The organism is Halorarum halophilum (assembly GCF_013401515.1).
Taxonomy (GTDB): domain Archaea; phylum Halobacteriota; class Halobacteria; order Halobacteriales; family Haloferacaceae; genus Halorarum; species Halorarum halophilum.
Genome location: NZ_CP058529.1, coordinates 421625 through 444855, shown reverse-complemented (window position 1 = coordinate 444855; position 23231 = coordinate 421625). Strand labels below are relative to the sequence as shown.

Below are 23231 nucleotides of genomic sequence, written 5' to 3'. Positions count from 1 at the left end.
CCGTCAGTCCTCCGTCGCCATCGCGTCGACGGGGGGGTTCGTGTTCGGCCCTGAGCCGTCACCGTCGTAGAGGTGACAGGAGACCAGCCGGCTGTCCGCCGGTCGCGGATCCGGATGTTCGTGCTCGCACACCGTCCCGAGCACGTCCTCGAGCCCGTCGGCCGCCGCCCCCGGGTCGCCGTCGAGGACGGTCCCGGCCGCGCCGAACAGCGCGTCGCGTACGTTCGCGGGCAGGTCGAGTTCCCGGAGCGAGACGCGGTGGCCGCCCGACTCGATCTCCGTCTGCGTCTGGAACTCCTCGGGGACGTCGAGCGTCAGGCCCTGCTCGACGAGTTCACGTTCCGGCTCCCCTCCTTCGGCGGACCCGTCCGCGAGCGTCCCCGCGTCGAGGTCGCCGCGACGGAGTTTGAGCCTGAACTGGTGGGCGCGACGGAACGCCTCCTGGCTCCCGGTCCAGTCGTCCGGCGGGATGACGTGGGCACACCGGGGGTTGTACCGACAGCCCGGCGGTGGGTCCCGCGGCGACGGGACCTCGCCGGTCGCGTTCGCCCGGCGGCGGTCCTCGCCCAGTTCCACGTCGGGAACGGCGTCGAACAGCGCCTCAGTGTACGGGTGTTTGGGGTCGTCGATCACGTCGTCGGTCGGCCCCTGCTCGACCATGTCGCCGAGGTACATGATGCCGGACCGATCGCACATGTACCGGATGAGCGAGAGGTCGTGGCTGATGAACAGGTACGTGAGGTCGTACTCGTCCTGGAGCTCCTTCATGAGGTTCAGGACGCCCGCCCGGATCGAGACGTCCAGCATCGACACCGGCTCGTCGCAGACGACGAACTCGGGGTCGACCACGAGCGCGCGGGCGATGGCGACCCGCTGGCGCTCGCCGCCGGAGAGTTCGTCCGGGAACGCGTCGAGGTACACCTCCGCCGGGGCGAGCCCCACGTCGTTCAGCACCCGGCTGACGCGCTCGCGCCGGTCTTGGTAGTCGTCGACGATCCCGTTGATCTTCAGCGGCTCGGCGACCGTGTCGAAGACGGACATGCGGGGGTTCAGCGACTCGAACGGGTCCTGGAAGATCATCTGGACCCGCTTGCGGAACTCCGATTCCGCCTGGCTCGACATCCCGGTGATCTCCTCGCCGTCGAATCGGATGGTCCCCTCCGTCGGCTCGTACAGCTTCACCAGGAGCTTGCCGAGCGTCGTCTTCCCGCAGCCCGACTCGCCGGCGATGCCGACGATATCGCCCCGCTCGATGGTGAACGACACGTCGTCGACGGCGCGAACGGGCCGCGGCTCGCGACCCAGGATGGTGTCCACGACACCCTGAGTGGTGTCGAACAGTTTGCTGACGTTCTCTACTTCGACTAGCGGTTCTCGATCTCCTGTTCCGTCCATGTGTCCTCCTGGGTTGCGTCGGTTCGGATCTGTTCGAGCTCGTCGACGCGATAGCACGCCGACCGGTGGGACCGCTGGTCCGCCGACTCGCGGCGGACCCCCTCGGACTCCACCGACTCGACGTCGTACATCGGTGGGTGGCTCGCGTGACACTCCTCGACCACGAACGGGCACCGGTCCCGGAAGCGACACCCTTCCTCGGGGTCCCGGAGCGTCGGCGGCGTCCCGGGGATGGAGACGAGCGACTGGTTCCGCTGCGTGATGGTCGGGAATGAGTTCTTCAGCCCGAGCGTGTACGGGTTCGCTGTCCGCTGGAAGATGTCCTCCTTCGGGCCGCTCTCCATCACCTTCCCCCCGTACATCACAGCCATCCGGTCGCAGATCTCGGCCATCACCGAGATGTCGTGGCTGATGACGAGAATCGAAACGCCGAACTCCTCCTGGAGCTTCTCGAGTTCCTCGAGGATGCGGTCCTGGATGATGACGTCGAGCGCCGTCGTCGGCTCGTCGGCGATGAGCAGGTCCGGCCCGCAGGCCATCGCCATCGCGATGACGGCGCGCTGTTTCATCCCGCCGGAGAACTGGTGGGCGTAGTCGTCGGCCCTGTCGGGTTCGATGCCGACCCGTTCGAGCAGGTCCCTGGCGCGTTCGTCGGCCTCCCGCTTGGTCGTTCCCGGTTCGTGTCTGAGGATGGCTTCGACGATCTGGTCGCCCACCTTGTACACGGGATTCAGCGCGTTCATCGCGCTCTGCGGGATGAGCGCGACGTCGCGCCAGCGGATGTCCCGAATCTGCTGTGTCGAGAGCGCCGCGAGGTTCGTCTTCCCGTCCGCGCGAACCGGGTAGCTGTCGTCCTCGACGATCTCGCGGCGCGGGTTCCCGTCGTCGTCCTCCCACGCCGGGAGCGTCGCGTCGAACCACACCTCCCCGGATTCGATGTAGCCGTTCGAGTCCAGCAGGTGGACGAGGCTCTTCGCGAGCGTCGTCTTCCCGCACCCGGACTCGCCGACGAGGCCGTACGTCTCGCCGCGTTCGACGGTGAAGGAGACGTCGTCGGCAGCGTGGACCGACGAGCCGTCCTCGACCGCGTATCGTATCGAGAGGTCGTTGACTTCCAGTAGTGTCATGTTATCGCTGTGGGTTGGTCACGTCCTCCATCGAGAAGCCGATGAAGTAGAACGCCGCGGCGATCAGGGTGATCGCGAGCCCCGGCGGGATGAGCCACCACCACGCCTGGAACACGTACCCCCCCGCCTGGATGTTCTGGAGCATGATACCCCAGGAGTTCGCGGTGAAGTCCGCGAGGCCGAGGTACGCAAGCGCCGCCTGGGCGAGGATGGCGCCGGCCGCGTCCTGCGCGAGGAACACGAACGAGAGGGGGAGGACGTTCGGCATGATGTGCCTGAAGATGATTCGCGTGTCGCTCGCTCCCGCCACCTTCGCCGACTCGACGTACGAGCGTTCGCGGAGCGAGAGCGTCTCGCCCCGGATGACGATGCAGTTGTTGAGCCACGAGGTGACGGCGATGCCGATGATGATGTTCGTCGTGTTGACGCCGCGGATGGCCACCAGCACGATGAGGAACGGGAGGAACGGCAGGCCGTACATCACGTCGACCACCCGCTGGATCGTCTCGTCGATCCAAGTGTCGCCGTAGAACCCGGAGATGAGCCCGAGCGGCACGCCGACGAGGCTGGAGAGCAGGCCGGCCGCGAGGCCGATGTACATCGCGGTGCTCGCGGAGTAGATGACGAGCGTGAGGATGCCTTCGCCGTATTGGTTCGTGCCGAGCGGCGCGAAGAACGGGTCGCCGAACGCCGGCGGGTGTGGGAGCGTCCGTCTCTGCTCGCCGGAGAGACGCGCCTCGTGTGGCGGTTCGCCGAGGTACGCGACCCACTCGAGCGAGTGGGGTGCGAAGAATTCCGGCACGAGGGACCAGAGTCCGAAGATAAAGAGGATGATCAGCCCGACGACCCCCATCCTGTGTTCGGTGAACCGGCCCCAGCTCCGGCGCAGACGCTCTACGCGCGGTTCCCAGCGCTTCTTGAACGATTCCAGGTTCGACGTGTTCCCCTGTTCGGTCGCCATTGTCAGTTCTCACCGAATTTGATCCGCGGGTCGAGGTACGTGTACACGACGTCAGTGAGGAGGCGCATGATGACGACCATCACCGCGATCATGAAGAACGTCGCCTGCGCGACCGGCATGTCGTTGTTCAGGACCGCGTCGACGATCAGCGCGCCCATGCCGGGCCAGTTGAACACCTGTTCGATGATGACCGCCCCGTCGATGAGGAACGCGAGGCTGATGATCGCCCCCGTGACCACTGGGATGAGCGCGTTCCGCGCCGCGTGTTTGATCATCACCGTGCGTTCAGAGAGCCCCTTCGCACGCGCGAGGAACACGTACCCCTCGTCGGTGACGTTGTTCATCGTCGGCCGCATGATGAGCATCGATCCGACCCAACCGATGAAGGTGAGGCTCATCAGGGGGAGCGCGATGTGGTACAGCACGTCGCGCATCACCGTGAACGCGTTCCACTCGAACTCCGGGAACTGGGTGAACATGTACGCGCTCGGTAACCACCCCAGTTCGTAGTTGAACACCCAGATGAACAGCCAGGCGATCCAGAAGGCGGGCATGGAGTAGACGAACAGCGAGGTGCTGAAGATGCTCTTGTCCTTCGTGCTGCCCCGCCACCAGCCGAGGTACATCCCCACCAGCGGCCCGATGACGAACCCGATGAGGAACGTCGAGCCGAACAGGACGATGGTCCGCGGCATCCGACGGACGATGAGGCTCCAGACCTCGGTCTTGTGCGTCGGAGAACGCCCGAAGTTCCCCGTCTGGTAGTTCACCATGAAGTTGACGTACTGTTTCCACATCGGCTCGTTCAGCCCCCACTCCTGCCGGATGCGCTCGACCTGCTCGGACGTCATCCCCGGGGTGATCATCCCGGTGACGAACGACCCCGGCATGCTGCGAAGCAGGAGAAACAGCAGGGACATGATGACGAGGAGCGTCAGGTACGAAACGACGATCCGTTTTGCGAGGTACTTTCCACTGATTCTAGTCATGCGTTGTCAGACCACGATGTGACCGAATATGCAACGGACCGGATATGAATCTGTTGAAACGGTGCACGTATCGTTCATAAAACTGCGGAAACCGAAACTGCAGTTTACTCCGCCTTGTGGACCTGCATGAACTGATAGCCCAGGTAGGTGGTTCCCGGACCGGGGATGTTGCCGAGGAAGCCGTTCCAGTTCGCGTCGTTCACCGGCCACTTCGTGATGTCGTAGCTGGTGACCATCGTCGGGAAGTCCAGGTACACCTTCTCGACCGCCTGACGGGCGAGGGAGTTACGCTTCTCCGCGTCCAGTTCCGTCCGGGCCTGCTCGATGAGGTCGTCCGCGGTGGCGTCCTCGAACAGCCCGTAGCCCATCGGGTTGTTCTTGTCCGTGTCGGAGTTCCCCTCCGAGTGGTCGTCCGCCTGGGAGCTGTGGAACAGCCCGTACAGCGTGCTGACCGCGAACGGCGAGAGGTTGACCCAGCCCATCGGGAAGAGGTCGAAGTCCTCCTCGATGTACACCTGCGTCAACATCGTGTTGAACGTGTTGACCTCCCGGTGGACCGGGATGCCGACCTGTCGGAGCTTGGAGATGAAGTCCTCCATCATCTTCGCGGCCTGCGGGCCGTCCTCGGCCGGGGTGATGTAGAACGTCAGCGGTTCGCCGTCGCGGAACTCCGTCAGGGTCTGCCCGTCGATGCGGATCTCCTGGTCGGTGTCCGCGTCCGAGAGGACGTCGGACTCGACGGAGTCGAAGGTGTAGTCGTACTTCGACTCGGACTGGCTCGCCGTCACGCCGGTGTGGCTGCCCGGGTACTCGAACCCCGCGAAGGTGCCGCTCTCTCCGGTGATGGCGTTCCCCTCGGTGAGGAACGTCCGGATCGCCTCGACGTCGACTACGCCCGGGTCCGACTGCCGGAACGAGAACGCCTCCGAGGCGGGGGCGGTGAGGATCTCGGTGTCCGTCTCGGACTCCGGCCGGACCTGCGTGTAGCCCGGCGGCATCACGAAGTCCCCGGCCTGCTGGTAGCCCTGGTTGAGCTGTTCGGTCTTGTAGATCTCGTCGAACGCGAAGCCGAGGATCTGCCGGAACGTGATGTCGTCGAACGGTGGGTTGCGGAGGTTGAACGAGTAGTGGCTGTAGCCGGTGTCGAACCCGTCGACGAGCCTCAGGCCGTCGGCGTCCTCCACGTCGGAGATTCGGGAGGTGTTGATGCTGTCGTACATCGTGTCGATGTCCCCGTTGAGGAACGCCTGGTTGAGGGCGTTATTGCTCCCGTACACGAAGATCCGGACGGCGTCCACGAACGGGCCGCCCGAGATGATGCCGTTGACCTCGGACTGCCACTCGAGGTCCGAGAGCAGGTAGTCGCCCTCGCGCTCGGCGAAGCTGATCTCGATGGAGGTGTCGGGCTCGTAGCGGGTGAGGACGCCGGGACCGAGACCGAGCATCTCGCCGTCGTTCTCGGGGTTCGGCTCGTAGGACTGGTAGTCGTCCACGTCGGACCACTCGCTCTCGGCCAGGATCGGGATGTAACCGAGCTGGACGGAGTCGTAGGTCCCCAGCGGCTGAGCGAGCGTCATCTCGACGTCCCAGTCGCTCGCGTCGGATTCGACCACTTCCGTGATGGGGTCGATGTAGGAGACGAAGGCGCCAGGCTCCTGCTCCATGATGTAGTTGTACGAGAAGACGACGTCCGAGACGGAGAGGTCGCTCCCGTCGTTGAACGTCAGCCCGTCGCGGACCTTGATCCGAACGAGGACGTTCGGCTTGTCGTCCTCGCCCGTCTCGTCGAGCTCCTCGACCTCCCATTCGGAGAACACGTTCGGGCGGACGGAGGCGGTGACCGGGTCCACCGTCGTCCCGTACTCGTGAATCAGGTCTAGGAAGAGGCTCGAGTACGCCGAGTTCGTGTTCAAGACGTTGATGCCGTCGGGGGCCTGATCCATCCCGATGCGGAAGTTCCCGCCCTTCGTGATGTTGCTCTCGTCGACGGTGTTGTCTGTCGGCGTCGTGTCGGAGGTGGGAGTATCCTCACCGGAGGGCGTGTTGTCCCCGCCTTCGCTACAGCCTGCGAGGCCGAGCGAGACGGCTGCTGCGCCGGTTCCTTTCAGGAATCGACGGCGGTTCGAACCGGTCTGACTGTCGGACATACGCACCCTCGTTATAGAATGTCTTACTTAACTTTGTGCATTTGAACCATATCGAATCCATACATTTCGTACCCGACTGGTTGGGACCAGTAAGGGGTTCGTACCGACGGTACGGGCCCTCGCCGCCACGACGCTCGGAGGTCATCGACTGAACATCGTTTCGTGCGTTCGGATCCCGAAGTACAGCGCCAACGTCATCGCCGCCATCCCCCCCGAGAGGTACGTCTCCGCGGGCGTGCTTGCCTCGCCGTTCCGCGCGAGTTCCATCCCGAGGAACGCCCACCCACCCGCGAAGAGGAACCCAACGGTCAGGCAGAGCAGGCCCGGCCCAGTGCGCTCGGAAGCGTGGAGGGCGGTTCCGACCGACAGGAACACCACCCCGACGATGGCGAACACCGATCGGGTCTCGAGTGCCATACGTGCCGATCTGTCGCCAGCGTGGTTAAAGACTCCACGTATACACAATAGCGATCCGACCCCGTGTGGACAACCGTGAACACGACTGGGCCTCGCTACCGTGGTCGGGCGTGACGAAGATACGTGCCGTGGCGTGCAGCGTCCTCACTCGATCTTGAACGCGGCCTCGGCCAGGTTCTCGCTCCGGCACTCCGGACACCGTGAGGGGGCGTTCACTGGGTCGTCGAACCCCGAGAAGCCACAGTCGCGACACTCCGGAGGGGAGACGAGGAGCTCCTCGTCCTCCAGGGAACGTGCCACGTGCCGGACGTGCTCGTACACCTCGGGCGCCGGGACGTCGAGACGGGTCGAGAGGACCCCGGCCGTCGCCACATCCTCCCGGAGCTCGTCGGCGATCCGCTGACGGGTCGTCCGCTCTGGCATACCTGTCGGGAGCAGCCGGGGGAAGGTGACGCTTTCGCAACCCGGCAGGCGAGAGGAAAAAGGCCTTAACCGCCCCAGCGGATTACGAAAGGTATGAAGGCAGTCGTGCTCGCCGGCGGCTTCGCCACGCGCCTGTGGCCGATCACGCGTCACAGGCCCAAGATGTTCCTCCCCGTCGGCGAGGGGACGGTCATCGACCAGATATTCTCCGATCTCGAGGCCGACGACCGCGTCGACGAGGTGTTCGTGTCCACGAACGAACGGTTCGCGGAGCAGTTCGAGGAATACCTCGCTGACTCCGGGTTCGAGAAGCCCAAACTCTCCATCGAGGACACCTCCGAGGAGTCGGAGAAGTTCGGCGTCATCGGCGCGCTCGCACAGCTCGTCGACCGCGAGGGCGTCGACGACGACCTGATCGTCGTCGCCGGCGACAACCTCCTCTCGTTCGACATCGCCGACTTCGTCGACTACTTCGAACGCAAGGGCGAGACGACCATCGCGGCGTACGACGTCGGGTCCCGGGAGCGCGCGAAGAACTACGGGCTCGTCGAACTCGACGGCGATCAGGTCGTCGACTTCCAGGAGAAACCCGACGACCCGAACAGCACGCTGGTCTCGGTCGCCTGCTACGCCTACCCGCGGGAGGTCCTCGACCTGCTCGAGACCTACCTCTCGGACGGCAACAACCCCGACGAGCCGGGGTGGTTCGTCCAGTGGCTCCAGAACCGGCGCGACGTGTTCGCGTACACGTTCGACGGCGCCTGGTTCGACATCGGCACGCCGGACTCGTACCTCGACGCGGTCGCCTGGGAGCTCGACGGCGAGAACCTGGTACACCCGGACGCGACGGTGAAGAACACGACGCTGGGCGAGAACGTCTTCGTCATGGCCGGCGCGGAGATCACCGACTCGTCGCTCGACGAGTCAGTCGTGTTCCGCAACGCCACGATCTCCAACGCCGACGTCCGCCGGTCCATCATCGACGAGGAGACGTCGGTCACCGGGCTGGACCTCGCGGGAGCGCTCATCGGCGCGCACTCACACCTGACGAACGGCGTCTAGGTCGGTGCGTCCCCCTCCTGAACGCCTACTCGTCGACCACCAGCAGTTCGATCTCCCCGCTCCCCCCGATCGCCTCCGCCATCCGACGGGTGACCACGTCGAACACGGTCACGAGCGGCGAGAGCGTACGCTCGACCAACCGAATCGGGACCGCCACGCGAAGCGCCCACTCCTCCTTGTTGCCCAGGCCGTACGCCTTCGGGACGATCTCGCCGAACACGAGCACGACAGCGCTGACGAGCGCCGTCGCCACGGTCACGGCGACCCCACCGGGCAGGTACGATGCGAGCAGGAGCGTGACGATGCTGGAGACGGCGACGTTGACGACGTTGTTCCCGACGAGGATGGTCACGAGCAGCCGGTGCGGATCGGCACGGAGCGATTCGAGGACCCTCGCGCTCTCGTCACCGGCGTCCGAGCGCTGGCCGATCCACTCGGGCGCGAGCGAGAAGATGGCGATCTCGCTGCTCGAGAAGAAGGCGCTGAACACGAGCAGGACGACCGTCGCGGCGACGCCGCCGACGAGCAACTGGAGTTCGACCATGCGAGCCGCTCTCCGCCGGCGTCCATGAACCCGGTGTGTTCACGTCGCCGAGACCGGGCGGACGTGGACGAGCGCTGACGGGCGCGAACTGTCCCGTTCGGCCATCGAATCCGGGCTCCGTCGAGCGGACCGGGTCGCTACTCGAGCCGTGCGTCCGTCACGCGAATCCGCCCGCGTGTCCCGTCCCACTCGACGTCGTACTCTAGGTCGATGGCACGGTCCATGTGCGGCCCGTCGGTGACGAACGTCTCGAACTCCCCGCCCTCCCCGAGCACGTGGACCCCGTACTCCTCGTTCAGCTCCGCCAGTTCCTCGAGGGCCGAACGGTCGAGCGTTCGACCGAGCCACGACTCGTCGAGGCCCGCGGCCGCGACCTGCAGAATAGTGATCTCGAAGCCGGCTTCCAGCATCGCCTCGCCGAGTTCGGCGGGGTCCCGCTGCCAGAGGGGGGCGAACAGGTCGATCCCCAGCCGCTCGCACATCGCCTCGATGCGGGACGTCTGGAACTCGCTCTCGACGGCGCCGGCGGTGACGCCCGCGAGCGGGAGATCGGCGGCGAGTTCCCGGAGCGCCGCCTCCATGGGTTCGAGTTCCGCGTCGCCCTGCTCGCCCGCGTCGACGACCGCGTCCGCGCCGAAATCGTCGGGTTCCACCTCAATCAGCGGGATTCCGACGCTCTCGGCCGCGAGCGAGGCGAGGCGCGTCTCCGGCACGTGGTACATGTAGGAGTCCCCGGCAGGGTGGACGGTGAGGAGACGTTCGACCGGGAGCCCCGACTCGAGCGCCCGATACAGCGCCCACGACGAGTCCTTACCCCCCGAGAAGAGGCTCACCCACGCGCGGCCCTCGTCCGGGGTCGAGCCGTCGTTCGTCATACCTACGCTACGGTCGGTTCCCGACTTACGGGTGGCGGTTCGGTCGGGTGCACGGCACAGGACGGCCAGGACGGTTCGACGGTCGACCGACACCGTTTCTGCCGGCGCGACCCTACCGTCGTTCGATGGATACGGCGCGGAGCTGGCTCCGGGTAGCGATGGCCGTGGTCGGAGTCCTCACCCTCGCGTTCTACGTCGCCACAGCGTACCTGCTCACGGTCGCACTCCGACTGCTCTGGGCGAACCGACCGGACCCGGTGGCGTTCGTGGCCCTGCTCGTCGTGACGGGACTGCTCTCCGGGTACCTTACCTACCGGTTCGGTACGGGAAACGCCCTGGCCGGCCTGGACGCCCGGGAACTCCCACCCCACAGGGCACCCGGCGTCTACCGCATCCGCGACGACCTGGCTGATGCGATGAACTGTCCCGCCCCGTCGGTGTACGTCGCGAGACTCGGGGAGCCAAACGCGCTGGTTCTCGGGGGGAGAACGCCCGCGACCGTGGTCGACTACTCGCTGTTCACGCTGCTCGAACCCGACGAGTTCGAGGCGGTCCTCGCGCACGAGTTCGCCCATCTGGAGGCGGGACACGGGTTGGCCCAGACGCTCGCCTACAGCGGGGTCCGCACCCTCGTCGGCGTCGTCTCCCTCGCGCTCGTGCCGCTCTCGTTCGTCCTCCGGGGGTTCGCCGCCGGGCTCGCCCTCCTTCGGGGAAGGCCGAGCGACTGGCAGCGGACGACGCCGGGACGGCTCCACGTCGCGCTGGCGCAGTCGCTGACCCTGCTGCTGCTGGCGATGACGGTGTTCGTCCGGGCGTACTCCCGGCGACAGGAGCACGCCGCGGACGACCGCGCGGTCGAGGTCACCGGCCGCCCGCTCGCGCTCGCCCGGGCGCTCCGGAAGATCGAGCGATCCTCGGAGTTCCGGTTCCCGTTCGAGTGGCTCTCGGCACCGCCGGAGGAGGAACACCCCCTCTCGCGGCTGCTCTCGACGCACCCGTCACTGGACGAACGGATCGAGCGGCTCAGGGAGAAGGCGACGCAGGCCGATCACGGAAGCGACGACGGCGGGAACTGGACGCGGATTCGCGTCGGGGACTGAGTTCGACCCGACGCGATCGTCCGGCGACCGCCGTGAACTCCGTCGCGCTGAACGGACTCTCGCTCGGTCCGGACCGAGAATCAGTTCGGTTCCTTCGTGGCCCTCTGCCGAACTACATGTAGCCGAGGTCGCGCAGGCGCTCCATCAGGTCCTCCTTGTCCTGGGCGCGACCGGCGCGCTCGGTCGTGTTGTCGAGGTCCTGGAGCCACGCGGGATCGTCGGCCGACTTCTCCGTGCTCACCTCGCTCCCGAGCGAGCGGAAGCCGGCGAAGTACTTCGGCGAGATCGGGATGTCGTCCTGGGTCAGGCCCTCGGGGAGGTCCGTGTCCGACTGCGGGACGTGTCCCTCGGGGTACCCCTCGACGGTGTCCGGGACGACGAAGTGCCAGAAGGCGTCCCAGACGGACCGCTCGTCGAAGTGGAGGATCGGCTGGATGCGGTCGTGGGGCGGGTAGATGTCGGGGTCGTGACGCGGCGAGAAGAACGTCTCGTCGGCGCGCGCCTCCTGTTCGTCCCAGCGAACGCCCGAGAGGATGCCGTCGATGTCGTACTCCTCGAGCGCGTCGTTCAGCGCGACGGTCTTGAGCAGATGGTTGCCGACGTACGTGTCGAGCAGGAACGGGAACGTGTCCTCCTCGTACTCGAGGATGTCGCGCACGTGGTGCTGGTTGTGTTCGGAGAGCTCCGAGACCGGGATATCGTCACCGGGTTCCAGGTCGTGCTCCTCCACGTAGTCGCCGACGTCCTCGTTGCGCGCGTAGATGACTTCGAGGTCCCACTCGTCGGCCCAGTGCTCGACGAAGTCGTGGATCTCCTGGAAGTGCTGGAAGTGGTCGATGAACACCGTCGGCGGGAGTTCGAGGTCGAACTGCTCGCACACCTCCTTCACGAAGTAGAGCGTGAGCGTGGAGTCCTTCCCGCCCGTCCACATGACCGCGGGGTTCTCGTACTCCTCGAGGCCGACGCGGGTGACCTCGATCGCCTTCTCGATCTTGTGTTCGAGCGAGGGATAGTCCTCGGGCGATTCGTCTTCGCCGTCCGTGTAGTCCACTTCGAGGTAGTCGGGGAACTGCTGGACCATACTAATGAGATATAATTACGGTCCTAAGAAGCTTGTGGCTTTTGCAACCCGGAAGTCGCTCGCTGCTACTGGTTAGGCGGAGAACTACTTTTGTCCGTACAGTCAATTCGGGCCAGCCGTTCGAGGGGAAGCCGATTACGGTTCCTCGTCGGTGACGAACGCGACGAGGGCGTCGGCCGCAGTGCTCCCCCGATACCGGACCACTCCCGCCTGCTCGTCGTACTCGACCAGTCCCGACGCCTCGAGTTTCGGCAGGTGGGCGTGGTGAAGGGAGACGGCTACTCTCTCGAGACGTTGCTCGACGGGCGTCTCTTTCCCTTCCGCATCGTCGCGGACGAGTTCCGTCGTGAGGTCCGCAAGGGACGCTACCTCCTCTTCGGATTCGCGGAGCGTGGCGAGGACGGATCGCCGTCGCTCGTTCGCCAGGGTGCGAAGGAGTTGGCCCGTCGTATCCGCCCCCTCGGATGTACCGATGTCCGACCGTAGACGGACCGAATCGGACGGACGCGTCCCGTTCTCACCCGGTTTATCTTCGCCTTCGTATTTAGCGAAATCATCGTCGGACATCGGAGGTCACGTCGAGGAGAAGCCGCTTAAAATACATGTTTATTGAATGTCTCTTTAGCATGTTTAAGCGGCATTAACCTGCCTGGGATCCGGTGCCGATCGAGCGACTCGTCGGACGAAGGGCCTCTGTTGTGTCGTAGCTAGCATCTCCTCCGTCCCAAGGTGTGTCGACCTGATCCCCTCAGTACCAGCGAAGGGGTCGACGAGTCCCCACGTCGCGAACCCACGCGCGACCAGCAGGGAATCGCGAACCGTGTCCGAACCGCTTGCAATTTTAACCTCCATCGCCGTCACGGACACACCATGGAGACCATCTGGCTCGCCGTGGGGGGTGGGGCCGTGTTCGTCCTGTTCGTGGGGGCGCTGCTCCGACGGCGGCGATCGCGGGACGCCCGCGAATCGAAACGCGCGCACGAGGCGGCGAGGGAACGGGAACCGCCTGTGACGATCGGCGAGAGCTACGAGTTCGGCGTGACGGAGTTCACCGACCACCACTCCGGCAACCGGGTCGCCGTCGGGAAGGTCGAGGGGTTCGTCCTGTTCGTCGAGAACGTCCCGAACAGTCTCGGCGAGGGTGACGTCATCCGGGCGAAGGTGCTTTCGTTCAACCGCGGACGGACCTCGGCGGACGCGACGTTCGTCGGGCGTTCGTGAGTCGATCGGGACCAGAAGAGGGGACGAATCCGGCCGATTGAGACCGGGAACGGAGTCGATTCTCGCGTTCGTGGACACGGAAAAGCCAGTACTAGTTCTAATATCGGGGACGGATATTTCAAATATCCTCCGCGATGGCCTCGTTTTCATGGGAAAATCGAAGACAGTGGGGGATTGTGGATGACGTGGCGCCCGGGCGGTAGTCAGGCCCCTCCTCCGAAGGAGGTGAGAAAGACATCGGACATCGAGCCCAGCTATCTTCCGACGCGGTGGGAGTTGCGGGACTTTGCGGCGTCGTACGTACTGTTGAGTGTAACGTTCGGCATCCTGTTCGTTGGCGGCGGCAAGGCGCTCAAGGGTGCGTTCGAAGCGATGCCGTTCTTCACGTCCTACCTCTTCGCGCTGAGCTTTCTGACAGTGGGAGTCGGGTTCGTCTCCCACGAACTGGCCCACAGGATGGTTGCCATCAGATTCGGACGCGCTGCCGCGTTTCGCGCTCACTACGGAATGCTAGCGCTGGGAATCGCAACCGCCCTCGCCGGATTCATCTTCGCCGCGCCCGGCGGCGTCTACCACCGGCGGGATATCCCCCTGCGCGAACGCGGTCTGATCGCCCTGGCCGGCCCGGTGACGAACGTCGCCCTCGCGGTTGTGTTCGGACTCGTGATGGCTGTTTCGCCGGTGCTCGATCCGGCCGATGTCGCCCGGGTCGGAGGGTTCACTCTCTCGACCGACGGGTTGCTCCTTACCGTCGGCGGCATCGGAGTCGTCGTGAACTGCATCCTCGCGGGGTTCAACATGCTCCCGTTCGGCCCGCTGGACGGCGGGAAGGTGTATCTCTGGAATACCTCCGTGTACGTCTGCGTCGCGGTTCCGAGCATCCTGCTCGGCGCCGGAGCGTACCTGTTCGTCTTCGTCGTCTCCTAACGGTTCGATCGGGTACCGGTCTCGACTGCCAATGAAATCCGATCGACGGTGTTGGTCGAACGGCGAATCGGCAGTCGAGACCGGTGGAAGCGATTCTACTGGGGATGGAACTGGTTGGTATAGAACGGGAGTACGGCAGGCGACGTGTCCTCAGTCCGAGATGAACTTGTTGTCGCGCCAGTTGACGCCGCCGCCGTTGGCGCCGTCCTTGCGCGGGCTCTCGACGACTTCCACGCTCGCCGGTCGCTCCTCGCCCTCGACGATCCGGGTCGCCCGGAGGTCGCCGTCCTTCTCGGTGATGGCGGTGAGCGTGCCCTTCTCCGACAGGAGTGCGATGTCGCGCAGCACCTCGAACATCGGGTACTGGAGGGCGGTGTTCTGGAGCACCGTCTCGCGGTCGCCCTTGAAGCAGGCGAACTCCACGAGTTCGCTCGGGATCTCCTCCTCCTCCTCCTGCATCCAGCCCCCGCCGGTCTTCGGAGGCTCCTCCTCGTACACGCGCGTCTCCGAGACGCTGGCCTTGAGCTGAGCGGTGGGCGTGTACTTGCTCAGGCTCTCGTCCTCGGCGACGGCCTTGATGATGAGCGTGTTGTTCCGACGGGTGATGTCCACGTCCTCGACGCCCTCGGGGAGGTCGGGGTTCCCGTCGAAGTGGGCTTCCACGTCTTCGAGTGGCAGTTCGAGCGTCGAATGGAGTCTGTATACGCGGCCTGTCATTGATGGGTTCGAGAGGTGGGGGATTGGCGGTGTGGACCGTGTTCAGGAATCTGCTCGGCGGTAGATACGTGCCCCGGGCTTATAGGGTCTGCCCCTCGTACGCAAGGGACCGAGACCGGCGACGGCCCGGGCCGGACGCGGTTCGCCGTCCGGTCACCCGATGACTCGGACACGTTTCGCGGGGTCGGCGGCGATGCGGTCGTCGCCCTCACCGCCACCGCTGGAGCCGTTCGTTCGTTCACGCCTCGCCCGCGAGCGTCCGACCCAGCTCTCCTCGTTCCTCGAGTTCGGCGAGGATGTCGCTCCCGCCGACGAACTCGCCGTCGACGTACGTCTGCGGGATGGTCTCCCACCCGCTCTCTGCCTCGAGCGCCTCCCGGTACGCGGGGAGCGCCGGGAGGACGTCGACCGTCTCGAACTCCTCGACGTGGGCCGAGATGAGTTCGAGCGCCCGTTTCGAGTAGCCGCACTGGGGCATCAGGCGGTTCCCCTTCATGAACAGCACCACGTCGTTACCGGCGATGGCCTCGTCGACCCGTCCACGGGCGTCCTCGGCGGAGAGTTCGCCGTCGGGTTGGAACGTCATACCCGTTCGTAGGTGGCACCGACTCAAAGACGTTGCGCCGCTGAACGGACCCGACGTGGCGACGAGCGAACCGGACAGTCGTCCCCCATCGTCCCCCAGGCGCTGGTCAGTCGCGGCCGACGCCCACCACGGTGATGAGCGAGTAGACCGGGACCCCGGCGACTTCCTCGAGCCCCTGCTTGTCCACGATGACCCCGCAGGCAACTGGGTCGCCGCCCTCCTCCTTCACCGCCTCGACCGTCTCGGTGAGGGTCGTCCCGCTCGTCACCGTGTCGTCGACGACGTAGCACTCGCGGTCCCGGATGGTCGCGAAGTTCCGGGAGAAGCCGCCGCCGCGCTCGTCGATGTCGCCCTCCTCCCACTGGTGCTTCGCGGGGGCGTACGCAGCGAGGTCGGTGTCCAGTTCGCGCGCGATCGTCGTCGCGAGTGGCGTCCCCGCCTTCTCGATGCCGACGGTGAGGTCCACGTCCTCGCCCTCCTTCGCGAGCAGGTCCGCCATCGCCCGGCCGACGTGGGTGAGCCGCTGGCTGTCGCGTCCGATCGTACTCCAGTCGACGTGGATGTCGCTCGGCCCGCTCGGCTGTGTCTGCCGGGACTCGTCCCGGACGGTACTCCCCTCGGTGGTCGCGCCGGCGCGTTCGACGAGCCACGACGCCGTCTCGCGCGACACGTTCAGTTCGTCCGCGATCTCCCCCTTCGCGAGCCCGCGCTCCGCCAGCGCCGCCGCGTCCTCGATCAGGTCGTCGACGTTCTTCATCTCGTGCCGAATTCCACGGCCGCCTTGATAGTGGTGTCGTCGTCCGCGAAGGCCTGCCCGAACTCGTCGATGCCGTACACCCCGGTCACCAGGTCGTCAAGGAACCACCCGGGGAAGTCGCCGAGCGTGTCGACCGCGCGCTCGAAGTGACCCACGTTCGAGTTGACCGACCCGACGAGCGCCTTGTTGTGGAGGACGAGTTCCCGGTGCAGGGCGCCGCCGTCGATCTCGAACGTCCACGGGTCGGGGACTCCGAGCAGCGCCGCCACGCCGTTCGGTGCGAGCGCACGGATCGACTCGAACGCGTGTTTCGGGTAGCCGGTCGCCTCGTACACGACGTCCATCCCCTCGTGCATGTCCGCGACCTCGGACACGGGCGTCTCGCGCGAGTCGACGTACGTCGCATCGAGCGCCTCGATGAGCTCGATGGACGGATCCGGTCGGTCCCGCCGCCCGAGACAGTACAGCCGGTCGAACGGCTCCCGGAACATGGCGAGCGTGAGCAGGCCGAGACTCCCGTTGCCGAGCACCAGCGCCGACTCGGGCGACCAGTCGAACGCCGACCGGGACGCCCTCGCGTGCTCCATCGCCTTCACGGTGATCGAGATCGGCTCGACCAGGAACCCCAGCTCCGCGAACGCTGAGGGGACCTCGACGAGGGTCTCGGCCGGACTGGTGAAGTACTCGGCCATGAACCCGTGTGCCCCCTCGATCCCCCGCTCGACGTACTCCCCGGCGGGCGCCATGTCGGGTTCGCCTCGCGCAAAGTACTCGTTGGGGCCGTTCGATTGCCGGCGCACCGTCGGGACGACGACGTCGCCCGCCTCGAACCCGGTCCCGTTCGGGTCCGCGACGACGCCGACCGCCTCGTGTCCGAGCACCATGTGCTCCGCACCGGCGGGGAACTGCCCGTGTCCCCCTGCGAGCACCCCGTGGTCGGTCCCGTCGACGCCGACGCGGAGAGTCCGTACGAGCGCCTCTCCCGGTCCCGGCTCCGGTCGGGGGTGCTCGACGAGGGACGGCGACGTCTCCCCCCGCCGAACCGCGATCGCTTTCATGAGCCGAGGTTGGGGCCACTTCGCCAAATAGTTTCTTCTATTCCGAGTAAAGATTGTGCCGACTGTGGCGCGCCGTTCGCCTGGCACCCGCACCGGAATCGGGGACCTGTCTCACTCGACCCGGTAGAACATCCCCTTCGACGCGGGGCGCGTCTCCGCGAAGCCGAACCGCTCGTAGAACCCGTCGACGTCCGCCATGAGGTTCACGTAGGAGCCGGGCGGCGCGTCCACCTCGACGAACGCCATCACCGCGTCCATCAGTTTCGTTCCGAGCCCGCGACCCTGATGGGCCGGGTGGACCGCCATGTCGCAGACGTGGTAGACGGAACCGCCGTCGCCGACGACGCGAGCCATCCCGACGGTCTCCGCTGACCGTGTTCCCTCGCTTCCGGGTGCCTCCCCCTCGTCGGGGACAGCGGCGACGTGGACGGCGTAGACGCTGTTCGGCAGGCCGCGTTCGACGCCCTCGCGGGGACGAGCGGTCATGTCCGCCGCGGAGCGGAGGTGCTGGAAGTCTTCGACCGACGGCGGACCCTCCCTGAGTTCGTAGCTCACGCGCGGACGTATCGTGGGGGGACCGTCAATGGAACGGTCCCATGCGAAACCGTGACGGGGCCGACTACTCGGCTTCCTCGGAGCCGTCGTCGTCCTCGGACTCCTCGGCGTCCTCGGCGAGGTAGCCGAACTCCGAGAGGTAGCCCTCGATGCGCTCGACGCCGTGGTCGACGTACTGTGGCTCCTCGGCCTCGATCGTCGCGAGGCCGACGCCCTCCGGTTCGAGCCCCTCCTCGTTCGCTTCGGCGAGCGCGCCGAGCGCGAGTTCGATCCCGTCCTCGAGCCCCAGTTCGTCCTCGTACCCCTCCTCTAGGTAGTCGCGGACGTCCGTGCGGTTGGCGCCGATGGAGAGCGCCTTCCACTCGTAGGGCGTCCCCGAGGGGTCCGTCTCGAACAGGCGGGGCCGACCGTTCTCGATGCCGCCGATGATGAGCGCGACGCCGAACGGGCGCGCGCCCCCGACCTGGGTGTACTGCTGGATGTGGTCGGTGATCGTCTTCGTCAGCGTCTCGATTCCCATCGGTTCGCCGTAGCGGAGGCGGTTCACCTGCGCCTGGCGGCGGGCGAAGTCGATGAGCTGTCGGGCGTCGGCCACGTGGCCGGCGGAGGCGATGCCGACGTGGTCGTCGGCCTTGTGGAGCTTCTCGACGGACGCCGGCTCCATCAGCGGGGAGCGCGACCGCTTGTCCGCCGCGAGCACGACCCCCTCATCGGTCCGGACGCCGATGCTCGCCGTGCCTCGCTTGACCGCTTCGCGCGCGTACTCGACCTGGTAGAGGCGACCGTCCGGGGAGAAGATGGTGATACCCCGGTCGTACGCCTGCTGTTGGGCTTGACCCTGCATGATATTACTGTGAGATGTCCTCGTCGATCGCAGCCACGAACCCCGACGGCGTCTCGACGTCGACCGCGCCGTCCCGCACGTGACCGTGCCGGGGCTCGCTTTCGAACACGACGTCTCTCTCGTCAACGGTTCCGCCCGCGCGTCCTAAATACCTTTCCTCACAGGCCCGTATCGTCCCCGAGACCCCCCGCACGCGAAGGCCCACCGCGTCGCCGTCCACCTCGTCGACGCAGGCCAGCGTGGCCCTGGCGGCGTCGACCTCGTCCCGGCGCGTCCGGACCAGCGCCTCGCCCGTCCCGTCCGCGAACCGGAAGCGGACGACCGTGAGGTCGGCGTCGGCGCTCCCCGGGTCGCCGAGGAGGTTCTGGGCCGAGTACCACACTTGCCGCTGGAACGACCCGCGCGCGAGCGTGGCGTCGGGCCACGCCTCGATGCCGACGGCCAGGTAGCGCCACCTGGGCCTGATGTGCTTGGGGAGGTGTTTCATCGGTGGGATTCCGGTTGCGTCGTTCTCGTCCGTACCGTACTGGTCGCCTCGGGCTACTCCTGCCCGCTCGCGAGCACACGCTCGGCCGTGATGACACCGACCTGGTCGTGTACTCTGTCCACCTTCGTGACCGCGTAGCCGACGCTCGTGAACATCTCCACGAGGGAGCCGACCGTGGACGGGTCGTCGACCTCGGGGCTGTAGAACGGCTCGTCCGGGTCGGGCGAGCCGAAGAACATCACGTCGCCCAGCACGACCCGTCGCGGGCCGACGGACGACGTCCGCGAGGGGGACTGCCCGCCGTCGAGGCCCGCGATCGTCTCGATCGTCTCCCGCTTCTCTGCCTCGCTCAGGTGGTGTAACGCGAAGTTGGACGTGACGACGTTCGCCGGCCCGTCGTAGTTCGGTTCGCGGAACTCCCCCTCGCCGAACTCGACGTTCCCGAGCCCGCGTTCCTCCGCCTTCCGGCGCGCTTCCGCGAGCATCCCCTCGCTGATGTCGCGCCCGACGACGCGCTCGGCGTCCTCCGCGAGCGCCAGCGCGATTGCGCCGGTCCCGCAGCCGAGATCGAGCACGGTATCCGTCCCGTTCGGCCGCGCCCGTTTCACCACGAGCCCGGCGCACGCCTCGTACTCGGGCGTCTTGTCGTCGTCGTACTCCGCCGCGATCTCCGAGAAGCGCTCAGCGTGCTCCTCGATCGTCCCCTTCATACCTGCCCCGTTCGACCCCGGGGGAAATGAACTCCTCGGAGAGTCGGTCGCGATTTCGCTCGGCGAGTCGACCCCACTCGGCGAGGCCGGTCCGGACCTGCTCGACCGTGAAACCGACCTCCCGCCCCACGGCCACGAGTTCCCGCGGCGCGCGCAGTTCGAGGTGCGAGGACGGCCGGGCGCTCACCACGAACGGCGCGTCGTACTGGGTCACGAGCTCCCGGAGCTTCCGGAGGTCCTTCAGCGCCCGAACCCGCGACCCGCCGGACTCCCGGAGCACGGGGCCGAGGTCGAACTCGACCCGGGTCCCGTACTCCCTCGCGGCCTTCGCGAGCACGTGGTTGAAGTCGCCGTCGCCCTCCATCGGCCGGGCGAGCACGTCCACGCGGTCCTGCTCGACCGCGAACCGGTTGAGCGCGTTCGTGCCACCTCGGACCAGCACGAGCGGGAAGTCGGGTCGGAAGTTGCCGACGCTCCCGCTCGCGGAGGGTGGGTCGTCGGCGACGATCTCGACTGCCGGCACGACGTCGACGCCGGTGGTCCCGGCGAGCGCCTCCGCGTCGAACTCGGCCGTCCGCGTCCGGACAACGACGCCCCCGAAGCCGTACTCGCGGGCCGTCCGGGCGTAGCGCCCGACGGTCGCGTCGCCGTCGGGGTGGGCGAACACGGCCTCGTACGGCGGAGCGTCGGTCACGGCTCCGGCCCCTCGGAGCGGGGAGACCCGTCGGATCCGTCGGGCGTGTCGAACCCATCCGGGTCGCTCACGGCCTCCGCGATCCGAACTGCTCGGACGTTCTCCTCGACGTCGTGCACCCGGACGATGTCGGCGCCGTTGGCCGCCGCGAGCGCGGTCCCCGCCACCGTCTCGGCACCCGCGTCGCCCGCCTCACCGCCGACCAATTCGAACATCGACTTGTGCGAGTGGCCGACGAGCACCGGGCAGCCGAGCGCGTGGAACTCGTCGACCCGCCCGAGGATCTCGAAGTTCTCCCGCCTCGACTTCCCGAAGCCGATCCCGGGGTCGACGATCACGTTCTCTCGCGGGATGCCCGCCTTCTCCGCGAGCAGGACGCGCTCGCTGAGCTGGTCGATCACGTCCTCGACCACGTCGTCGTACTCCACCTCGGTGGTCGGGTCGACCGGCGCGTCGATGCTGTGCATCACGATGACGGGCACGTCGCGCTCGGCAGCGAGGAAGCGCATCTCCGGGTCCTCCAGCCCGGTCACGTCGTTGAGGACGTCCGCCCCCGCGTCGAGCGCGGCCTCCGCGACCGCCGCCTTCCGCGTGTCGACCGAGACGAGCGCGTCGGCGTCCGCGACGGCCTCGATGACCGGGACGATGCGGTCGATTTCCTCGTCGACGGGCACGGTCTCGGCGCCCGGACGCGTGCTCTCCCCGCCGACGTCGACGATGTCCGCGCCGGCCTCGACGAGCCGTTCCGCGCGGGCCAGCGCGTCCGCGGGATCGAAGAACTCCCCGCCGTCGTGGAAGGAGTCGGGCGTGACGTTCAGGACGCCCATCACCGCCGTGCCGTCCTCCCAGGGATACCCCCGCGAGGCGGACTCCTCGTCGAACTCGAGCCAGTCGCGGACGTGTTCGCCGACCGCCGGCAACCCTATCCCCTGGTCGTCCAGCGCGCGGGCGAGCGAGCGGAACTGTCGATCGGTGCCCATCAACACCACGTCGTGGAGTTCCCCGTCGCTGTCGAGCCCAGGAGTGGCGCACTCCCCGCCGAGCGCGAGCAGCTCCTGTTTGAGGTACTCCGCTTGGCGCGCCGATACGCGAGTCTCGACGACGCGGTGAACTGCCTTCCCGCCCATCCGCTCGACGCCGGCCTCCGTGACGTTCGCCTCGCGGAGCACCGAGCGGGCCTCCGCCGCCGACTCCACGTCCTTCCGGATCCCGGTCCGGGTCCACTCCGTGCGCGCTTCCGCGACGCAGAACAGCGAGCCGGTGAGGAGCACGCAGTCGCCCGGGTCGGCCGATTCCCTGGCGGCCCGAAGCGCGTCCGGGACCGACGAGTCGGCCGTCACCGCGGCGTCGGTCCTGCGTCGGAACACCTCCGCGAGGACCTCGGGGTCCTCGGCCCTGTCGAGCGTCGGGGCGCACGTCCGGACGGTGTCGGGATCGGGGAGGGCCTCGACCATCTCGTCGTGGTCCTTGTCGTGCATGGCGCCGAAGACGAGGTGGAGCGCCTCGAAGTCGAGTTCGGCCAGCGTGGCCGAGAGCGTCGCACACGCACCGGGGTTGTGCGCGCCGTCGAGGACGACGAATGGGCCGGTCTCCATCACCTCGAAGCGGCCCGGCCAGTGGGCGTTCCGGAGCCCCCGACCGAGGGTCCCCCCGTCGGTGACGCCGAGTTGTCGGACGAGCGCGGCGGCGACCCCGGCGTTGGCAGCCTGGTAGGCGCCGAGCAGCGGAATCCGGGAGTCGACAGCCCAGTCGTCGCCTGCGAGCGACACGCGCGACTCCTGGTGGCTCACCGCGCCGCCGTACTCGGCGGTCACGTCCGCGTCGCTACCCTGGTCCCCGACGGTCACCACGTCGCCGGCCACCTCGCGGACCGTCTCGAGGGCGACCCCGTCCGTGGCGGTGACGAGCGGCGCGTCGGCCGGCGCCACCTTCGCCTTCGTCTCGGCGATCTCCTCGACCGTGTCCCCGAGGACGCTCGTGTGTTCGAGCGCGACGTTCGTCACGCACGCGGCGACCGGGTCGACGACGCTCGTCGCGTCGAGTTCCCCGCCCATCCCGACCTCCAGCACCGCCACGTCGACGTCGGCGCGGCCGAACCGCCAGACTGCCAGCGCGGTGACGACCTCGAAGAACGTCAGCGGCTCGCCGTCGGCCGCGCGCTCGATCAGCCACGGCTTCGCCTCCTCGACGAACGCCGTGACCTCGCGTCGCGGGACCTTCCGGCCGTCGACCCGGATCCGCTCGCGGAGGTCCTCGAAGTGCGGTGACGTGTAGAGGCCGACGGTCCGCCCGTCCGCGCGGAGGACGGACTCGACCATCCGCGCGACGCTCCCCTTCCCGTTCGACCCCGCGACCTGCACGAAGTCCACGTCCTCGTGCGGATCACCGAGGTGCGCCAGCAGGTCTCGCACCGACTCGGTGCCCGGCTTGACCTGGAAGCGGCGGAGGTCGAAGAGGAAGTTCGCCGCCTCGTAGTACTCCATACACCGTGGGACCCGCGGGTGCCGCTTTAGGCTAACGGGTCTCCGCGACGGTGAGGGGGCTTCGGTCCCTT

25 protein-coding genes are annotated in these 23231 nt (G+C 67.1%); 4 read left to right on the top strand and 21 right to left on the bottom strand.

Annotated features, from left to right (window positions below):
- Positions 1–3: 3 nt before the first annotated feature.
- The 7 genes from HUG10_RS02275 to HUG10_RS02245 all read right to left on the bottom strand — a co-directional run bounded on the left by HUG10_RS02275 (position 4) and on the right by HUG10_RS02245 (position 7459).
- Entirely contained in the window at positions 4–1395 is a 1392-nt protein-coding gene (locus HUG10_RS02275; protein WP_179168010.1) for an ABC transporter ATP-binding protein, read from the bottom strand.
- Positions 1365–2522, bottom strand: coding sequence for an ABC transporter ATP-binding protein (locus tag HUG10_RS02270; protein WP_179168009.1), 1158 nt, complete (start codon positions 2520–2522; stop codon positions 1365–1367). Before HUG10_RS02270 ends, HUG10_RS02275 begins: the two co-directional genes overlap by 31 nt.
- 1 nt (position 2523) lies before the next feature.
- Positions 2524–3483 (bottom strand): ABC transporter permease, encoded by a 960-nt coding sequence (locus HUG10_RS02265; RefSeq protein WP_179168008.1) that lies wholly within the window; start codon positions 3481–3483, stop codon positions 2524–2526.
- A 2-nt stretch (positions 3484–3485) separates the two neighbouring features.
- Positions 3486–4472 carry an ABC transporter permease gene (locus tag HUG10_RS02260; protein WP_218780636.1) on the bottom strand — a complete coding sequence of 329 codons (987 nt, stop codon included), beginning with the start codon at positions 4470–4472 and terminating at the stop codon, positions 3486–3488.
- A 104-nt stretch (positions 4473–4576) separates the two neighbouring features.
- Positions 4577–6619: an ABC transporter substrate-binding protein gene (locus HUG10_RS02255; RefSeq protein WP_179168007.1), complete on the bottom strand. Its 2043-nt coding sequence runs from the start codon at positions 6617–6619 to the stop codon at positions 4577–4579.
- 141 nt (positions 6620–6760) lie between these two features.
- Positions 6761–7036 carry a hypothetical protein gene (locus HUG10_RS02250; RefSeq protein WP_179168006.1) on the bottom strand — a complete coding sequence of 92 codons (276 nt, stop codon included), beginning with the start codon at positions 7034–7036 and terminating at the stop codon, positions 6761–6763.
- A 144-nt stretch (positions 7037–7180) separates the two neighbouring features.
- Complete coding sequence (locus HUG10_RS02245; protein ID WP_179168005.1) at positions 7181–7459, bottom strand: transcriptional regulator; 279 nt, start codon at positions 7457–7459, stop codon at positions 7181–7183.
- A 93-nt stretch (positions 7460–7552) separates the two neighbouring features.
- On the opposite strand from HUG10_RS02245, the gene HUG10_RS02240 reads away from it, so the two are divergent.
- Positions 7553–8521, top strand: coding sequence for a sugar phosphate nucleotidyltransferase (locus HUG10_RS02240; protein ID WP_179168004.1), 969 nt, complete (start codon positions 7553–7555; stop codon positions 8519–8521).
- 25 nt (positions 8522–8546) lie between these two features.
- Here HUG10_RS02240 and HUG10_RS02235 read toward each other — a convergent pair whose 3' ends face one another.
- Positions 8547–9065, bottom strand: coding sequence for a DUF21 domain-containing protein (locus HUG10_RS02235; protein WP_179168003.1), 519 nt, complete (start codon positions 9063–9065; stop codon positions 8547–8549).
- A gap of 137 nt (positions 9066–9202) precedes the next feature.
- The gene (locus tag HUG10_RS02230; RefSeq protein ID WP_179168002.1) at positions 9203–9940 is read right to left on the bottom strand and encodes a diphthine--ammonia ligase; all 738 of its coding nucleotides are present in this window, start codon (positions 9938–9940) and stop codon (positions 9203–9205) included.
- A 125-nt stretch (positions 9941–10065) separates the two neighbouring features.
- Here HUG10_RS02230 and HUG10_RS02225 point away from each other — a divergent pair, with 125 nt between their 5' ends.
- Positions 10066–11040, top strand: coding sequence for a M48 family metallopeptidase (locus tag HUG10_RS02225; protein ID WP_179168001.1), 975 nt, complete (start codon positions 10066–10068; stop codon positions 11038–11040).
- 112 nt (positions 11041–11152) lie between these two features.
- Here HUG10_RS02225 and HUG10_RS02220 read toward each other — a convergent pair whose 3' ends face one another.
- Both HUG10_RS02220 and HUG10_RS02215 read right to left on the bottom strand, forming a co-directional pair.
- On the bottom strand, positions 11153–12121 hold the full coding sequence (locus HUG10_RS02220) for a phosphoadenosine phosphosulfate reductase family protein (protein WP_179168000.1): 969 nt from the start codon (positions 12119–12121) through the stop codon (positions 11153–11155).
- Positions 12122–12256: 135 nt separating this feature from the next.
- The gene (locus HUG10_RS02215; protein WP_179167999.1) at positions 12257–12688 is read right to left on the bottom strand and encodes a DUF7344 domain-containing protein; all 432 of its coding nucleotides are present in this window, start codon (positions 12686–12688) and stop codon (positions 12257–12259) included.
- A 303-nt stretch (positions 12689–12991) separates the two neighbouring features.
- Between HUG10_RS02215 and HUG10_RS02210 the strand changes: the two genes are divergently transcribed.
- Entirely contained in the window at positions 12992–13342 is a 351-nt protein-coding gene (locus tag HUG10_RS02210) for a hypothetical protein (protein WP_179167998.1), read from the top strand.
- A gap of 180 nt (positions 13343–13522) precedes the next feature.
- Complete coding sequence (locus HUG10_RS02205; protein WP_246310203.1) at positions 13523–14269, top strand: site-2 protease family protein; 747 nt, start codon at positions 13523–13525, stop codon at positions 14267–14269.
- A gap of 150 nt (positions 14270–14419) precedes the next feature.
- Here HUG10_RS02205 and HUG10_RS02200 read toward each other — a convergent pair whose 3' ends face one another.
- From HUG10_RS02200 to folP, 10 genes are all read right to left on the bottom strand, one after another.
- Positions 14420–14986, bottom strand: coding sequence for a DUF7110 family protein (locus HUG10_RS02200; RefSeq protein WP_179167997.1), 567 nt, complete (start codon positions 14984–14986; stop codon positions 14420–14422).
- A gap of 238 nt (positions 14987–15224) precedes the next feature.
- Positions 15225–15572 (bottom strand): glutaredoxin family protein, encoded by a 348-nt coding sequence (locus tag HUG10_RS02195; RefSeq protein ID WP_179167996.1) that lies wholly within the window; start codon positions 15570–15572, stop codon positions 15225–15227.
- 106 nt (positions 15573–15678) lie between these two features.
- Positions 15679–16329 (bottom strand): transcriptional regulator GfcR, encoded by a 651-nt coding sequence (gene gfcR / locus HUG10_RS02190; RefSeq protein WP_179167995.1) that lies wholly within the window; start codon positions 16327–16329, stop codon positions 15679–15681.
- Entirely contained in the window at positions 16326–17387 is a 1062-nt protein-coding gene (locus tag HUG10_RS02185; RefSeq protein ID WP_179167994.1) for a glucose 1-dehydrogenase, read from the bottom strand. The genes gfcR and HUG10_RS02185 overlap by 4 nt, the downstream gene beginning before the upstream one ends.
- Positions 17388–17498: 111 nt before the next feature.
- Entirely contained in the window at positions 17499–17942 is a 444-nt protein-coding gene (locus HUG10_RS02180; RefSeq protein ID WP_246310202.1) for a GNAT family N-acetyltransferase, read from the bottom strand.
- A gap of 64 nt (positions 17943–18006) precedes the next feature.
- A complete protein-coding gene (psmA, locus tag HUG10_RS02175) occupies positions 18007–18786 on the bottom strand; it encodes an archaeal proteasome endopeptidase complex subunit alpha (protein WP_179167993.1) in 780 nt (259 codons plus the stop codon).
- 4 nt (positions 18787–18790) lie between these two features.
- On the bottom strand, positions 18791–19273 hold the full coding sequence (locus HUG10_RS02170; protein ID WP_179167992.1) for an Rpp14/Pop5 family protein: 483 nt from the start codon (positions 19271–19273) through the stop codon (positions 18791–18793).
- Between the two features lie 53 nt (positions 19274–19326).
- Positions 19327–19983 (bottom strand): class I SAM-dependent methyltransferase, encoded by a 657-nt coding sequence (locus tag HUG10_RS02165; RefSeq protein ID WP_179167991.1) that lies wholly within the window; start codon positions 19981–19983, stop codon positions 19327–19329.
- Positions 19955–20677 (bottom strand): RNase P subunit p30 family protein, encoded by a 723-nt coding sequence (locus HUG10_RS02160; protein ID WP_179167990.1) that lies wholly within the window; start codon positions 20675–20677, stop codon positions 19955–19957. Before HUG10_RS02160 ends, HUG10_RS02165 begins: the two co-directional genes overlap by 29 nt.
- Entirely contained in the window at positions 20674–23160 is a 2487-nt protein-coding gene (gene folP / locus HUG10_RS02155; protein WP_179167989.1) for a dihydropteroate synthase, read from the bottom strand. Before folP ends, HUG10_RS02160 begins: the two co-directional genes overlap by 4 nt.
- Between the last annotated feature and the right edge of the window lie 71 nt (positions 23161–23231).

Bases quoted from the DNA above. Each gene is read 5' to 3' on its own strand.
- HUG10_RS02275 (WP_179168010.1), bottom strand. From the start codon at position 1,395: ATGGACGGAACAGGAGATCGAGAACCGCTAGTCGAAGTAGAGAACGTC.
- HUG10_RS02270 (WP_179168009.1), bottom strand. From the start codon at position 2,522: ATGACACTACTGGAAGTCAACGACCTCTCGATACGATACGCGGTCGAG.
- HUG10_RS02265 (WP_179168008.1), bottom strand. From the start codon at position 3,483: ATGGCGACCGAACAGGGGAACACGTCGAACCTGGAATCGTTCAAGAAG.
- HUG10_RS02260 (WP_218780636.1), bottom strand. From the start codon at position 4,472: ATGACTAGAATCAGTGGAAAGTACCTCGCAAAACGGATCGTCGTTTCG.
- HUG10_RS02255 (WP_179168007.1), bottom strand. From the start codon at position 6,619: ATGTCCGACAGTCAGACCGGTTCGAACCGCCGTCGATTCCTGAAAGGA.
- HUG10_RS02250 (WP_179168006.1), bottom strand. From the start codon at position 7,036: ATGGCACTCGAGACCCGATCGGTGTTCGCCATCGTCGGGGTGGTGTTC.
- HUG10_RS02245 (WP_179168005.1), bottom strand. From the start codon at position 7,459: ATGCCAGAGCGGACGACCCGTCAGCGGATCGCCGACGAGCTCCGGGAG.
- HUG10_RS02240 (WP_179168004.1), top strand. From the start codon at position 7,553: ATGAAGGCAGTCGTGCTCGCCGGCGGCTTCGCCACGCGCCTGTGGCCG.
- HUG10_RS02235 (WP_179168003.1), bottom strand. From the start codon at position 9,065: ATGGTCGAACTCCAGTTGCTCGTCGGCGGCGTCGCCGCGACGGTCGTC.
- HUG10_RS02230 (WP_179168002.1), bottom strand. From the start codon at position 9,940: ATGACGAACGACGGCTCGACCCCGGACGAGGGCCGCGCGTGGGTGAGC.
- HUG10_RS02225 (WP_179168001.1), top strand. From the start codon at position 10,066: ATGGATACGGCGCGGAGCTGGCTCCGGGTAGCGATGGCCGTGGTCGGA.
- HUG10_RS02220 (WP_179168000.1), bottom strand. From the start codon at position 12,121: ATGGTCCAGCAGTTCCCCGACTACCTCGAAGTGGACTACACGGACGGC.
- HUG10_RS02215 (WP_179167999.1), bottom strand. From the start codon at position 12,688: ATGTCCGACGATGATTTCGCTAAATACGAAGGCGAAGATAAACCGGGT.
- HUG10_RS02210 (WP_179167998.1), top strand. From the start codon at position 12,992: ATGGAGACCATCTGGCTCGCCGTGGGGGGTGGGGCCGTGTTCGTCCTG.
- HUG10_RS02205 (WP_246310203.1), top strand. From the start codon at position 13,523: ATGACGTGGCGCCCGGGCGGTAGTCAGGCCCCTCCTCCGAAGGAGGTG.
- HUG10_RS02200 (WP_179167997.1), bottom strand. From the start codon at position 14,986: ATGACAGGCCGCGTATACAGACTCCATTCGACGCTCGAACTGCCACTC.
- HUG10_RS02195 (WP_179167996.1), bottom strand. From the start codon at position 15,572: ATGACGTTCCAACCCGACGGCGAACTCTCCGCCGAGGACGCCCGTGGA.
- gfcR (WP_179167995.1), bottom strand. From the start codon at position 16,329: ATGAAGAACGTCGACGACCTGATCGAGGACGCGGCGGCGCTGGCGGAG.
- HUG10_RS02185 (WP_179167994.1), bottom strand. From the start codon at position 17,387: ATGAAAGCGATCGCGGTTCGGCGGGGGGAGACGTCGCCGTCCCTCGTC.
- psmA (WP_179167993.1), bottom strand. From the start codon at position 18,786: ATGCAGGGTCAAGCCCAACAGCAGGCGTACGACCGGGGTATCACCATC.
- HUG10_RS02170 (WP_179167992.1), bottom strand. From the start codon at position 19,273: ATGAAACACCTCCCCAAGCACATCAGGCCCAGGTGGCGCTACCTGGCC.
- HUG10_RS02165 (WP_179167991.1), bottom strand. From the start codon at position 19,983: ATGAAGGGGACGATCGAGGAGCACGCTGAGCGCTTCTCGGAGATCGCG.
- folP (WP_179167989.1), bottom strand. From the start codon at position 23,160: ATGGAGTACTACGAGGCGGCGAACTTCCTCTTCGACCTCCGCCGCTTC.